10 protein-coding genes and 1 pseudogene are annotated in these 13117 nt (G+C 70.0%); 9 read left to right on the top strand and 2 right to left on the bottom strand.

Annotation, left to right across the window (positions count from 1 at the left end; translation table 11 throughout):
* Nucleotides 1-16 precede the first annotated feature (16 nt).
* The 4 genes and pseudogenes from I2W78_RS08915 to I2W78_RS08900 all read left to right on the top strand — a co-directional run bounded on the left by I2W78_RS08915 (nt 17) and on the right by I2W78_RS08900 (nt 5336).
* Entirely contained in the window at nt 17-1357 is a 1341-nt protein-coding gene (locus I2W78_RS08915; RefSeq protein WP_196458499.1) for a class I SAM-dependent RNA methyltransferase, read from the top strand.
* A 461-nt stretch (nt 1358-1818) separates the two neighbouring features.
* Nucleotides 1819-2541, top strand: a complete 723-nt coding sequence (locus tag I2W78_RS08910; protein ID WP_374222655.1) for a hypothetical protein — start codon at nt 1819-1821, stop codon at nt 2539-2541.
* Nucleotides 2542-2549: 8 nt separating this feature from the next.
* A pseudogene (locus tag I2W78_RS08905) lies at nt 2550-4103 on the top strand (cobaltochelatase subunit CobN); the annotation flags it as partial.
* 114 nt (nt 4104-4217) lie between these two features.
* Nucleotides 4218-5336 (top strand): substrate-binding domain-containing protein, encoded by a 1119-nt coding sequence (locus I2W78_RS08900; RefSeq protein ID WP_196458497.1) that lies wholly within the window; start codon nt 4218-4220, stop codon nt 5334-5336.
* Here the strand turns inward: I2W78_RS08900 and I2W78_RS08895 are convergent.
* Nucleotides 5293-5784 (bottom strand): MarR family winged helix-turn-helix transcriptional regulator, encoded by a 492-nt coding sequence (locus I2W78_RS08895; RefSeq protein ID WP_196458495.1) that lies wholly within the window; start codon nt 5782-5784, stop codon nt 5293-5295. The genes I2W78_RS08900 and I2W78_RS08895 overlap by 44 nt on opposite strands.
* Before the next feature lie 405 nt (nt 5785-6189).
* On the opposite strand from I2W78_RS08895, the gene urtA reads away from it, so the two are divergent.
* The 5 genes from urtA (at nt 6190) to urtE (ending at nt 11031) form a co-directional block, all read left to right on the top strand.
* Complete coding sequence (gene urtA, locus I2W78_RS08890; protein ID WP_196458493.1) at nt 6190-7443, top strand: urea ABC transporter substrate-binding protein; 1254 nt, start codon at nt 6190-6192, stop codon at nt 7441-7443.
* Nucleotides 7444-7536: 93 nt separating this feature from the next.
* A complete protein-coding gene (urtB, locus tag I2W78_RS08885) occupies nt 7537-8424 on the top strand; it encodes an urea ABC transporter permease subunit UrtB (RefSeq protein WP_196458491.1) in 888 nt (295 codons plus the stop codon).
* Entirely contained in the window at nt 8421-9539 is a 1119-nt protein-coding gene (urtC, locus tag I2W78_RS08880; protein WP_196458489.1) for an urea ABC transporter permease subunit UrtC, read from the top strand. Before urtB ends, urtC begins: the two co-directional genes overlap by 4 nt.
* Nucleotides 9536-10336, top strand: a complete 801-nt coding sequence (urtD, locus tag I2W78_RS08875; RefSeq protein ID WP_196458487.1) for an urea ABC transporter ATP-binding protein UrtD — start codon at nt 9536-9538, stop codon at nt 10334-10336. The genes urtC and urtD overlap by 4 nt, the downstream gene beginning before the upstream one ends.
* Nucleotides 10337-10338: 2 nt before the next feature.
* Nucleotides 10339-11031, top strand: coding sequence for an urea ABC transporter ATP-binding subunit UrtE (gene urtE, locus I2W78_RS08870; RefSeq protein WP_196458485.1), 693 nt, complete (start codon nt 10339-10341; stop codon nt 11029-11031).
* Between the two features lie 868 nt (nt 11032-11899).
* On the opposite strand, the gene I2W78_RS08865 is transcribed toward urtE, so the two are convergent.
* A complete protein-coding gene (locus tag I2W78_RS08865; protein ID WP_196458483.1) occupies nt 11900-13108 on the bottom strand; it encodes a metal-dependent hydrolase family protein in 1209 nt (402 codons plus the stop codon).
* Nucleotides 13109-13117 lie beyond the last annotated feature (9 nt).

Genomic DNA, 13117 nt, shown 5'->3' with positions numbered 1-13117 from the left:
CTGGAGCGCCCCCGCCATGCAGGCAGAACCGAAGAAACCGCAGGTGGGGTCGCTCGTCGGGGAGGAGTACGAGGTCGAGGTCGGCCCCGTCGCCCATGGCGGGCACTGCATCGCGCGCACCGAGTCGGGGCAGGTGCTGTTCGTCCGGCACGCGCTGCCCGGTGAGCGGGTCGTCGCCCGGGTGACCGAGGGCGAGGAGGGCGCGCGTTTCCTGCGGGCGGACGCGGTCGAGGTGCGCTCGGCGTCCAAGGACCGCATCGAGGCGCCCTGCCCCTACGCCGGTCCCGGCCGGTGCGGCGGCTGCGACTGGCAGCACGCCAAGCCGGGGGCGCAGCGGCGACTGAAGGGCGAGGTCGTCGCCGAGCAGTTGCGGCGGCTCGCGGGGCTCACGCCCGAGGAAGTGGGCTGGGACGGCACGGTGATGCCGGCCGAGGGCGACAAGCTGCCGGCGGGGCAGGTGCCGCAGTGGCGGACGCGCGTGCAGTACGCCGTGGACGCCTCGGGGCGCGCCGGTCTGCGCCGGCACCGCTCGCACGAGGTGGAGCCGATCGACCACTGCATGATCGCCGCCGAGGGCGTCAGTGAGCTGGGCATCGAGAAGCGCGAGTGGCCCGGCATGGCGTCGGTGGAGGCGATCGCCGCCACGGGTTCGCAGGACCGGCAGGTGATTCTGACGCCGCGGCCGGGGGCGCGGCTGCCGATCGTGGAGCTGGACCGGCCGGTGTCGGTGATGCGGGTCGAGGAGAAGGACGGGGGCGTGCACCGGGTCCACGGCCGCCCCTTCGTCCGCGAGCGCGCGGACGGCCGTACCTACCGGGTGGGGTCCGGCGGCTTCTGGCAGGTCCATCCGAAGGCGGCGGACACGCTGGTGACGGCGGTCATGCAGGGCCTGCTGCCGCGCAAGGGCGAGATGGCGCTCGACCTGTACTGCGGCGTCGGCCTGTTCGCGGGTGCGCTCGCCGACCGGGTGGGGGAGAAGGGCGCGGTCCTCGGTATCGAGTCGGGCAAGCGGGCGGTGGAGGACGCTCGGCACAACCTCGCCGAGTTTCCGCGGGTGCGGATCGAGCAGGGCAAGGTCGAGACGGTCCTGCCGCGCACGGGGATCACCGAGGTCGACCTCGTCGTCCTGGATCCGCCGCGGGCGGGGGCGGGGCGGAAGACGGTGGAGCATCTGGCGTCGTTGGGGGCGCGGCGGATCGCGTATGTGGCGTGTGATCCGGCGGCGTTGGCGCGGGATTTGGGGTACTTCCGGGATGGGGGGTATCGGGTGCGGATGTTGCGGGTGTTCGATCTTTTTCCGATGACGCATCATGTGGAGTGCGTCGCCATCCTTGAACCGGCCGACAAGGGCGCCTGACCTGCGGTTTTGTCGGTGCGCACCATGTGCGGTGGGTCGCCGGGGCGGCCGTCGGGGACGGCGCGTATGCGGGGACTGGATCGTCCTGGTGCGTCAACACGCGGGCTCCTGCTGAGGGGACGGATGGGCATGCCGGGGCACGTTGCGTCGTGTCGGGGGACGAGCGGTCGTGGCCGTTGCCCGCTCTGGAGAGCATGGAATCTGGTCGGCAGTCACGTTGACAAAAGGGTTGGGGTGATTCGTGGGAGGTCCACAGCTGTCCATGGCTACGGAGGGCCGGGACCGTGCGTGACCTGTGATCGCTGAGCAATAAGCCGCACTGAACCACTCCGGTCCAAGGGGACGGTGCTGCTGAGCGCGCGAGGCACGGAGCTGACCGTGTGGATCAAGTCGGAGGGCATGGTGCCCGGTCAGCCCTCCGCGCAGCACCTGCACGGCTCCATCGAGGGGCACGACTTCGAGTGCCCCGACGACAGCGCCGATATACCAACGGCGACGGGATCCTCAACAACACCGAGGCCACCGTCCACTACGGCGACAGCAACATCGCGCTCACCGTGTCCGGCGACACCGACGCGGCGACCAGCGGCCTGGCGGTGGACCGGATGCCGGTGGCCGGCAAGGAGGGGAAGATCTCCTGCAAGCGGACCATCCCCGTCTCGCAGGACGTGGTCGACCACATCAAGGACCTGCACGTCGTGCAGCACGGCATCGACCGCAACGACAACGGCAAGTACGACTTCGAAGGTGCCGGCAAGAGCGAACTCGACCCGAAGCTGCCCCAGGAGGCGACCGCGCCGACCAACTGCGGTGAGGTGAAGGGCGCCGCGGTCGGTCCGTCCCGGTCGGCGGGATCGAGACCAGCAGTGCGCCGGGGGCGGCGGGGATGTCCTGGGCCACGGTTCTCGGCACAGGCGCCGGGGCCTCGGCGGTGGCAGCGGGCGTTTTCGTCGTCACGCGTCGGCGGACGGAGTCCCGTACGGTGGCCGTGGCGGAGGCCGGGAGCGCCGAGTGAACCCGTCGACTGGGGGTGGCGTACGGGACTCCGTCCGCCGGCGTGCCACGGGTGTTCTGATCGCCGCGGCGACTGCGGCGCTGCTGCTCAGCGGTTGCGCGGGCAAGGATTCGGCGGCTTCGCAGAACTCCCCGGGGCAGACAACGGGCCTGGGCGCAGCGGGAGTTGAGGCGCCACGTCAACCTCGTCCTCGCCATCCTGTGCGCCCGCCAGATCTGGGGCGGCGCCACCGCCCTGCCCGGTCTGCGCGAGGCCCTCGGCCTGGACGAGTCCGCCGCGACCCGTACGACGGCCGATGAGGCGGAGGAGAAGGCCCGCGCCCTCGTCCAGGCGATGGAGGACGCGGGCTGGAACCCTGCCGCCGTACCCACCGAGCACGGCGAACAGGTCGCCGCCAGCCTGGAGTTCGCCGCCCGCGAGGTCGTCCCCCGCCTGGCCGCGACCACCGCCGAACTCGACCACGTCATCCACGCCCTTAACGACGGCTTCGTCCCGGCGGGTCCCTCCGGCTCTCCGCTTCGCGGCCTGGTCAACGTCCTGCCGACCGGCCGCGACTTCTACTCCGTCGACCCGAAAGCCGTCCCCTCCCGCCTCGCCCGGGAGACCGGCCAGGCCCTCGCGGACTCCCTGCTGGAGCGCTACCGCACCGACAACGGAGACTGGCCCCACCTCCGTGGGCCTCTCCCTCTGGGGCACGAGCGCCATGCGCACGGCCGGCGACGACGTGGCCGAGGCACTCGCGCTGCTCGGCGTCCGTCCGGTCTGGGACGACGCCTCCCGCCGGGTGACGGGCCTGGAGGCCATCCCGTACGAGGAGTTGGGCCGCCCGCGTATCGACGTGACCCTGCGCATCTCGGGCTTCTTCCGGGACGCCTTCCCGCACACCATCGGCCTGTTGGACGACGCCGTACGCCTGGCCGCTTCCCTCGACGAACCGGCCGGGGCCAACCACGTCCGCGCCCACGTCCGGGCCGACCTGACGGCCCACGGCGACGAACGCCACGCCACCACCCGCATCTTCGGCTCCCGCCCCAGCACTTACGGCGCCGGCCTGCTCCAGCTCATCGACTCCCGCGACTGGCGCACCGACGCCGACCTCGCCGAGGTCTACACGGTCTGGGGCGGCTACGCCCATGGCCGTGAACTGGACGGCCGCCCGGCGCGCGACGAGATGGAGACGGCGTACAAGCGCATTGCGGTCGCCGCCAAGAACACGGACACGCGCGAGCACGACATCGCCGACTCCGACGACTACTTCCAGTACCACGGCGGCATGGTGGTCACCGTCCGCGCCCTGCGCGGCACGGCCCCCGAGGCATACATCGGCGACTCCACCCGCCCCGAGACGGTCCGCACCCGCACGCTGGTCGAGGAGACCTCCCGCGTCTTCCGGGCCCGCGTCGTCAACGCCAAGTGGATCGAGGCGATGCGCCGCCACGGCTACAAGGGAGCCTTCGAACTCGCCGCCACCGTGGACTACTTGTTCGGCTACGACGCCACGCCGGCGTGATCGCCGACTGGATGTACGACAAGCTCACCGAGACCTATGTCCTGGACTCGACCAACCGCGAGTTCCTCCAGCGGGCCAACCCCTGGGCCCTGCACGGCATCGCGGAGCGGCTGCTGGAGGCGGAGTCGCGCGGAATGTGGGAGAAGCCGGATCCGGCGGTGTGGGAGGCGCTACGGCAGGTGTACCTGGAGACGGAGGGGGACCTTGCGGGCGGCGACTGAAGCGCCTCCCGCTTATTGCACAATACTTGCAATAGATCGCCCTCATCCCTACAGATCGGTCTCACATCCCGGCTGCCGCTTGGGTGCTGATCGCCGTCCGGCAATCATGTCGGTATGCCCCGTCCGCTCCGCCTCCCTGCCCCCGACTGGTTCACAGCCGACGATTCATCCCTGAACGTCGCGCTCGTGTACCCGATGCAGGGGCCTGCCGGGATCTTCGGTCCCGCCTGCGAGGCATGCGCGCGGCTGGCCGCTGAGGAGATCAACAAATCCGGCGGCGTGCTCGGCAAGGAGCTCCGGCTGCTGGAGGTCGACGGCGGAGCGGACCCGCGGACGGTCGCCGCCGAGGTCGAGGCTCTGGTGGCGACCGGTGCGGTGCACGGTGTCACCGGCTGGCACATCTCCTCGGTCCGGCAGGCGGTGGCGCCGCGCATCGCGCACCGGGTGCCGTACGTGTACACCGCACTGTACGAGGGCGGGGAGCACACCGACGGTGTCTTCCTCACCAGCGAGACCCCTGACTGGCAGCTCCTGCCCGCGATGCGGCTGCTGGCCGAGTCGCGGCGGGTGCGGCGGTGGTTCGTCGTCGGCAACAACTACGTCTGGCCCCGCCGCACGGCCCGCGCCGCCCGCCGCTACGCCCGCGAAAGCCGGGGCGGGCGAGTGTGCGGTGAGGCGTATCTGCCGCTGGGTACCGATGACTTCCGCGAGGTTCTGCGGCGCATCGAGCACACGGACGCGGACGGCGTACTGATGCTGCTGGTCGGCAGTGACGCCGTCCGCTTCAACCGGGCCTTCGCGGCCTCGGGCCTCGACCAGCGGTGTCTGAGGCTGAGCACGCTGATGGACGAGAACATGCTGATGGCCAGCGGACCGGAGGCGACCGGGGACCTGTTCAGCACGGCCGGTTTCTTCGCCTCACTGGCCAACCAGGACACCCTGGACTTCCACGGTCAGTACGCCGACCGCTTCGGCTTCGAAGCCCCGGCCCCGGGAAGCCTCGGCGAGTCCTGCTACGAGGGCGTGCTGCTGCTCGCGTCGCTCATCGAGCGCGCCCGCACCCTGGACGTCTCCGCGATCTCGGCCGCCGCGGAGACCGTCTCCTACGAGGGGCCGCGCGGGCTGCTCCACCTCCACGACCGGCACGTGCGTCAGCGTATCTACCTCGCGCAGGCGGACGGGCTCGACTTCAACGTGCTCGCCCAACTGCGCGCTCCCCACGACCTGTTGTGACCCGTCGCACACCTGCCGGGCCCCGCCCCTCGAAGGCGTCGGCCATGCGCTCCAGGAGGTCGCCGAGCCGTTCCGTCTCCTCGCTCGTGAGGAGGTCGCCCAAGTCCGCCCAGTCGGCGCGCACTTCACGGATCAGAAGCTGCCAACGCTGCATTCCGCGCGGGGTCAGATGGGCCAGTACCCGGCGCCGGTCGGCGGGGTCGACACGGCGGAACACCAGATTCTGATCCACGAGTTGGTCGATGAGCTTCGTCAGACTCGGCGCCGGCAGAAAGGCGTGCTCAGCGAGGGCCGTCATGTTGTGCCCCTGCCCGTCGGACAGCAGATCCAGCACCCGCCACGCCTCGACCGAGCAGTCGAACTCGTCCAGTACGGACTGCACTCGGCGGACGGCCAGGCGTTCGGCCCGTGTCAGCAGGTGGAGCAGTTCCTGGGGCCGTCTCGCCATCTTGCTCCTCCGCTCGTGCCCTTGACCGCTGCCCGAGCGTACCTTCGATCACCCGAGGCATGACAAGGGGGACCGGGGAAACTGATCCTTCCCGCGGGAAGCATTAATTGCCGTTTCTGTGATGCCGTCAACCCCGCATCAGCAGTGGCGGCCTCCTTTGTATTACCCGCAGTTTTACTTCCGTTGGAAACTGTCCTTCAATTGCATCGAAACGCATTGGAAACAGTTTCCTCGCAGGCTGTGGTCGCACTTCAGCGACCAGCCCGGACGCCACCCCGGAACGGCTGGGGAACCCGTGCGTCAACGCCGCCGCGTCTGAAGCGCGTCGCATCCATTCCCTCCCTCGGCTCCACTCGGAGCCGTTCCGCTCTTTCCCCATCGCCCTTCGGGGCAAGGAGGTTGTGCATGTCCGGGCTCAGCATCAGCAGACGTGGTCTCCTGACCGGCATATCGGCCGTCGGCGCGTCCGCCGCCCTCAGCGCCTGCGGCGCCAAGACCGGCAGTGACACCTCGTCCGCGGCCGGCGCCAAGGCGGACACCTCGGGCGACACCGTCAAGGTCGGCCTGCTGAATTCGCTCTCCGGCACCATGGCCATCAGCGAGGTCACGGTCCACAACGCGCTGCTGCTGGCGGTCAAGGAGATCAACGCGGCCGGCGGTGTACTGGGCAAGAAGCTCAAGCCCATCAGTCAGGACGGCGCCTCCGACTGGCCGACCTTCGCCGAGAAGGCCGAGGCCCTGATCACCGACGACAAGGTCGCCGCCACCTTCGGCTGCTGGACCTCGGCCAGCCGCAAGGCCGTCAAGCCGGTCTTCGAGCGGTACAAGTCGCCGCTCTTCTACCCCGTTCAGTACGAGGGCCTGGAGGAGTCGCCGTACATCTTCTACATCGGCGCCACCACCAACCAGCAGATCGTGCCGGCGCTGGACTATCTGAAGAAGCAGGGGCTGACCAAGCTCTACCTGGTCGGCAGCGACTACGTCTTCCCGCGCACCGCCAACAAGATCATCAGGGCGTACGCCAAGGCCAACGGCATGGAGATCAAGGGCGAGGACTACGCGCCGCTCGGCTCCACGGAGTTCAGCACCATCGTCAACAAGGTCAAGGACGCCGGCGCGGACGCCGTGTTCAACACCCTCAACGGCGACAGCAACGTGGCCTTCTTCAAGGAGTACAAGTCCGCGGGCCTCACCGCGAAGAGCCTGCCGGTGCTCTCCGTCTCGATCGCCGAGGAAGAGGTCAAGAGCATCGGCACCCAGTACCTGGAAGGCCAGTTGACGGCCTGGAACTACTACCAGACCACGCCGGGCGCGGCCAACACCAAGTTCGTCGCGGCATACCAGGCCGCATATGGCAAGGACAAGCCGACCAGCGACCCGATGGAGGCCGCGTACATCTCGGTCTACCTCTGGAAGGACATGGTCGAGAAGGCAGGCTCCTTCGACATCGCCAAGGTCAAGGCGGCCTCCGACGGCATTGAACTCGACGCACCCGAAGGCAAGGTCACCGTCGACGGCGCTTCCCAGCACGTCTACAAGACAGCCCGCATCGGCAGGGTCGGCGCCGACGGCCTCATCGAGGAGGTCTGGAACTCGGGCAAGCCGATCAAGCCGGACCCGTACCTGAAGGGCTACTCCTGGGCCTCCGGCCTGTCCTGAGCCCCGGGTCCCTCCCGGCGCCCGGCCTCGTCACCGAGGCCGGGCCGCGCGCATGGAACGCCCGCACGCCCGTCCCCGACCCGGAGCCGCTTCATGACGGTCATCCTCAACCAGTCCTTCACCGGCATCAGCATCGGTGCCGTCCTGCTGCTCATCGCCCTCGGCCTGACCCTGACGTTCGGTCAGATGGGCGTGATCAACATGGCGCACGGCGAGTTCATCATGGCCGGCGCCTACACGACGTACGTCCTGCAGAAGTCCATCAGCAGCGCCGGTGTCTCGCTGCTCGTCGCGCTGCCGCTGGCCTTCCTGGTCGCCGGAGCCATGGGCGCGCTGCTCGAATGGCTGCTGATCCGGCGCCTGTACACCCGGCCGCTGGACACGCTGCTGGTCACCTGGGGGGTCTCGCTGATGCTCCAGCAGCTCGCCCGTGACATCTTCGGCGCCCCCAACGTGCAGACCAGCGCCCCCGACCTGCTCACCGGCAACATCTCCCTGGGCGGCGGCATCACCTTCGCCAACAGCCGGCTGTTCATCCTCGGCCTCGCCCTGCTGTGCGTCCTCGGCCTCACGCTGATCCTCCGGCTCACCCCGCTGGGCCGCCGCATCCGCGCCGTCGTACAGAACCGGGACCTCGCGGAGGTGTCCGGGATCGCGACCGGCCAGGTCGACCGCATCACCTTCTTCATCGGCTCGGGACTCGCGGGCGTGGCCGGTGTCGCGCTCACCCTGGTCGGCCCGATCGGCCCGACGATGGGCACCAACTACATCGTCGACGCCTTCCTGGTCGTCGTCGTGGGCGGCATCGGCCGGCTCAAGGGCAGCGTCATCACCGCCTTCGCGCTCGGCGTGCTCCAGTCCGTCCTCGAATACTCGACGACGGTCAGCGTCGCCAAGGTCATCGTGCTCGTGGCGATCGTCGCCTTCCTCCAGTGGCGACCCCAGGGCCTGTACACACTGCGCACCCGGAGCCTGGCATGACGACAACGACCACCCCCACCCCCTCGGTGGTGACCCCGCCGCCCCCGTCCCCGCTGGAGCGCTTCCGCGTCCCCGCCGGCTTCGTCCTCGGCGCGGTACTCCTCCTCGGAGTCGCCCCGCTCGTGCTGACCGATTTCCGCCTCAACCTCCTCGCCAAGTACCTGTGTTACGCGATCGTCGCCGTCGGCGTCAGCCTGGCCTGGGGCCGGGGCGGGCTCATGGTGCTCGGCCAGGGCGTCTTCTTCGGCCTCGGCGGCTACGCCATGGCCATGCACCTCAAGCTCGCCGACGCCGCCACGACGGGCGAGACGCTGCCCGACTTCATGCAGCTGTACGGCAGTGGCGACGGTCTGCCGTGGTGGTGGAAGCCCTTCGCCAACCCGGCGTTCGCGCTCGCCATGACCGTGCTGCTGCCGATGGCGGTCGCCGCGGTGCTCGGGTTCTTCGTCTTCCGGCGCCGAGTGAAGGGCGCCTACTTCGCCATCCTCAGCCAGGCGCTGGCGGCTGCCCTGTCCATCTGGCTGATCGGCCAGCAGGCCACCACCGGCGGCACGAACGGGCTCACCGACATCCAGGGCTTCTTCGGCTACTCGCTGGACGACCCCGTCAACCTGCGGATGGTCTACTTCATCATCGCCGCCGTCCTACTGCTCCTGATGGTCCTGGCCCGCCAGCTGTTCGTCAGCCGGTACGGCGAACTCCTGGTCGCAGTGCGGGACTCCGAGGAGCGGGTGCGCTTCCTCGGGTACGACCCGGCGGGCGTCAAGCTCGTGGCGTACGTCGTCGCGGCCGGTATGGCCGGACTGGCGGGCGCGCTCTTCGTGCCGGCCGTCGGGATCATCTCCCCGGCGCTGATCGGGATCGTGCCGTCCATCGGCTTCGTCATCGGCGCGGCCGTCGGGGGACGCGCCTCGCTGGTCGGCGCGGTACTCGGCGCGATCGCCGTGGCCTGGGCACAGAGCGAGCTGTCCGACGCCTTCCCGGCCGCGTGGACCTACCTCCAGGGCCTGCTGTTCGTCCTCGCGGTCGGCTTCCTGCCCGGCGGCCTCGCCTCCCTGGGCGTCGTGCTGCGCAGGCGCCGGGCCGCCACTCGTACGACAGGAGAATCGGCATGAGCGGCGAAGGACTGACGGTCCGCGACCTCAGGGTCACCTTCGACGGGTTCACCGCGGTCGACGGCGTGGACCTCGACATCCACCCCGGCGACCTGCGCTTCCTCATCGGCCCGAACGGCGCAGGCAAGACCACCCTGGTCGACGCCGTCACCGGACTGGTGAAGGCCACCGGTTCGGTCCGGTTCGGAGACCAGGACCTGCTGGGCAAGCCGGTGCAGAAGATCGCCCGCATGGGCATCGGACGCACGTTCCAGACCGCCACGGTCTTCGAGGAACTGACCGTTCTTCAGAACCTGGACATCGCCGCCGGTGCCGGGCGCGGCGTGTGGACGATGCTGCGCCGCCGCAAGGGCATACCGGAGGAGGTCGACAAGGCGCTGGAGACGACGGGGCTGACGGACCTGCGTGACCGCCCCGCCGGAGTGCTCGCACACGGCCAGAAGCAGTGGCTGGAGATCGGCATGCTGCTCGTCCAGGACGTCAAACTGCTCCTGCTCGACGAGCCGGTGGCGGGCATGAGCCACGACGAACGCGAGGCCACCGGCGAACTCCTGCAACGCGTCAGCGCCGACCACACGGTCGTCGTCATCGAGCACGACATGGACTTCATGCGCTCCTTCGCCCGCAGCGTCAGCGTCCTGCACGCCGGCAAGGTCCTCAGCGAGGGCACGGTCGCCGACGTCCAGGCAGACGCCAAGGTCCAGGAGGTCTACCTGGGCCGCGCCTCCGAGCCGGAGACCGACAAGCCCGAACCCGCCCCCACCACCATGCCGGTGGCCGTCGCCGAGGAGGCGTGACCATGCTGGAGATCAGTTCCGTCCAGGCCGGCTACGACCGCACCACGGTGCTGCACGGCGTGACGGTCTCGGTCCCGAAGGACGGCGTCGCCACCGTCCTCGGCCACAACGGCGCCGGCAAGAGCACCCTGCTGCGCGCCGCCATGGGCCTGATCAAGCCGAAGAACGGCACCGTCCTGCTCGACGGCGAGAACATCACCCGCCTCGCCCCGCACCAGCGGGTGGCCCGCGGCATGGCCTACGTCCCACAGGGACAGCAGTCCTTCCCGCACCTGACCACGGCCGAGAACCTCCAACTCGTCGCGGACGGCCGCAGCGGCGGCAAGGAGGCCGTCGCCGAGGCCCTGGACCTCTTCCCCGTCCTGCGCGAGCTGTCCGGCCGCCGCGCCGGTCTCCTCTCCGGCGGTCAGCGCCAGCAACTCGCCATCGCCCGCGCCCTGATCACCCGACCGAAGCTGCTCCTCCTCGACGAACCCACCGAGGGCATCCAGCCCTCGGTCGTCGCCGAGATCGAGGAGACGATCCTCGCCCTGACCCGGCGCGGTGGCCTGTCCGTGCTCCTCGTCGAACAACACGTCGGCTTCGCCATGCGGGCTGCCCAGCACTACTACGTCCTGGAAGCGGGCCGGGTGACCTCGACCGGAGAGGGCGGCACGGGCGCCGAACAGATCGTACGGGCGGCACTCAGCGTGTGAGATTCGGGTCGGCTATCCGCCGAAGCGGGCCCTCGACTGCGAGACGTCGGTCTCGGTCGAGGGCCCGCTTCGGGGCGCGGGTGCTGGAGCAGCCGGGAAGGTTCAGGCACCGGCACTGCATCTGGCGCACCGGCCGAAGATCGAGGAGCTGACCGGGCTACAGCCGGACGGGGCGGGATCGCTGCTGGTGCAACAGTGAGAACGCCCCCTGGTCTGCGACGCGACCGTGGTCCTAGCTTGATCTTTAACGTCCGGCGTCGAGTGGTGCCTCTCCAGCGCGAAGGCCGTGGGGATGAGTCTGCTGCATCACGATGCCCGGTGAGAGCCGTTGGCCGAACTGTCATGCTTCCCGGGTGAGTTCTACTCCTGTCTGACCGCTCGTTCGGACGCGGGCCCGGTCTGGTGCTGGGTCTGATCACGGTGGCTCGGCAGATGAGACGGACCAGGCGCGCCCAGGGGCGAGGCTGTGGAACTTCGCGTGCGTGTGTCCGCGAGCTGGATGGCGCGGCCCCTCCCGCTCAGACGCCGAGCGTGCGAGCGTATGGGGAGAAGTCATGAGACGGTGGGGCGGGGTCCGGGGGGAGCCCCAGGAGACGGGCAGCGGCCCACATGGCGTCCTGGGCGAACAGGGCACAGGCCAGCGGGAGGGCCAGGTCGTCCGGGGACGGAGCCGGTGATGTTCCGGGCGTGGGGCGTTCGGGTTCACCATGCATGAGGGAAGCGTCGCCGGTGGCGGTGGAGACGCGACAGAGCGCGGCTCCAAGCCCCGGCACTGTGCTCGTACGGCCGAACGCTTCGTGCTCGTACACATGCCGGGCCATGTCTGCAGCCCGGCCAGCCCACGGTGCGCGTAGGCCATCCGAACCGCTCACTGCACCCACTCGTCGGTGTGGAGCGGTTGGGACGGTGAGCGGACTTCCTGTCCCCTCGCGACGACGAGGCGCAGGGCCCGCAGGGCCGTGACGTCGTGCAGCGGGTCGCCCTCGACCGCTATGAGGTCGGCGCGCAGGCCGGGTGCGATCCGGCCAGTCAGCGTCTCGACGCGCAGGGCGCGGGCCGCGCGGGACGTCGCGGCCTCCAGGATCTCCGCGGGCGGCAGACCGAGCCGGGCCATGCCGATCAGGCCCTCGACGTACGCGCGGTGAGGCGCGCCGTCGGTGCCCGCGTCGGTGCCCGCGACGACAAGGACGCCCTGCCGGTACAGGGCCGGCAGGGCGGGCAGTCGGTCCGGGGTGCGTCGGTCCCAGTGCTTGGTGAAGCGGACGCTGATGGTCGGACAGACATAAACGCCCTTCGCGGCGAGCCGGCGTATGAGGCCGTGATCCGGGACGATCGCGCCGGACGCGTCGAGGAAGCTGCAGTGCTCGATGGTGTGCACCCCGGCCCGCAGGGAGGCTGCTATCCCCTCCGTACCGTGCGCGTGCGCGGCGACGGGCAGACCCGCACGCGTCGCCTCGTCGAAGACCGCCGCAAGCTCCGCCTCCGTGAACTGCCCCTCCCATGCGGCCGAACCGTGCGTCAGCGCCCCGCCGGTCGCCATGACCTTGATGACGTCGACACCGGCGCGGATCTGTTCCCGTACCACCTGCCGCAACGCCTGTTCGCCGACGCCGGCCCCACCCATGAACCAGCAGTGCCCGTGCGGCACGGTCAGCGGCGCTCCGGACACCACCAGTTCGGGCCCGGGAGCGAGGCCCGAGCGGATCGTGTCGCGGACGCGCACACCGAGACCGCCGGGCGCGCCGAGGTCCCGGGCGGTGGTCACGCCCGCGCACAGCAACTCGGCCGCGTTGCGCAGCATCTGCGCGTACAACTCGTCTTGGGAGGCCGTCCGCACCCGGTCCATGGCGCCGGGCGTGCCGTCCAGCGCCAGATGGACATGGCTGTCGATGAGCCCGGGCAGCAGCGTGAGCGGTCCGAGCGCCACATGCTCGCTCTCCCTCCGCAGCCGCCGCGGCACCTCCTTGTCGGGCCCTGCCCATCGGATCAGGCCGTCGTCCACCAGCACTCCGCCGTCCCGGATGCATCTGCCCCGATCGCCGGTGATCAGCCGGTCCGCCGTGTAGTACCTGATCAAGGTCCCTCG

This window comes from Streptomyces spinoverrucosus (assembly GCF_015712165.1).
GTDB classification, from domain to species: Bacteria; Actinomycetota; Actinomycetes; order Streptomycetales; family Streptomycetaceae; genus Streptomyces; species Streptomyces spinoverrucosus_A.
The sequence above is the reverse complement of the archived record's forward strand: the minus strand, read 5'-3'. Positions and strand labels throughout refer to the sequence as shown.

Bases quoted from the DNA above. Each gene is read 5' to 3' on its own strand.
- I2W78_RS08915 (WP_196458499.1), top strand. From the start codon at position 17: ATGCAGGCAGAACCGAAGAAACCGCAGGTGGGGTCGCTCGTCGGGGAG.
- I2W78_RS08900 (WP_196458497.1), top strand. From the start codon at position 4,218: ATGCCCCGTCCGCTCCGCCTCCCTGCCCCCGACTGGTTCACAGCCGAC.
- I2W78_RS08895 (WP_196458495.1), bottom strand. From the start codon at position 5,784: ATGGCGAGACGGCCCCAGGAACTGCTCCACCTGCTGACACGGGCCGAA.
- urtA (WP_196458493.1), top strand. From the start codon at position 6,190: ATGTCCGGGCTCAGCATCAGCAGACGTGGTCTCCTGACCGGCATATCG.
- urtB (WP_196458491.1), top strand. From the start codon at position 7,537: ATGACGGTCATCCTCAACCAGTCCTTCACCGGCATCAGCATCGGTGCC.
- urtC (WP_196458489.1), top strand. From the start codon at position 8,421: ATGACGACAACGACCACCCCCACCCCCTCGGTGGTGACCCCGCCGCCC.
- urtD (WP_196458487.1), top strand. From the start codon at position 9,536: ATGAGCGGCGAAGGACTGACGGTCCGCGACCTCAGGGTCACCTTCGAC.
- urtE (WP_196458485.1), top strand. From the start codon at position 10,339: ATGCTGGAGATCAGTTCCGTCCAGGCCGGCTACGACCGCACCACGGTG.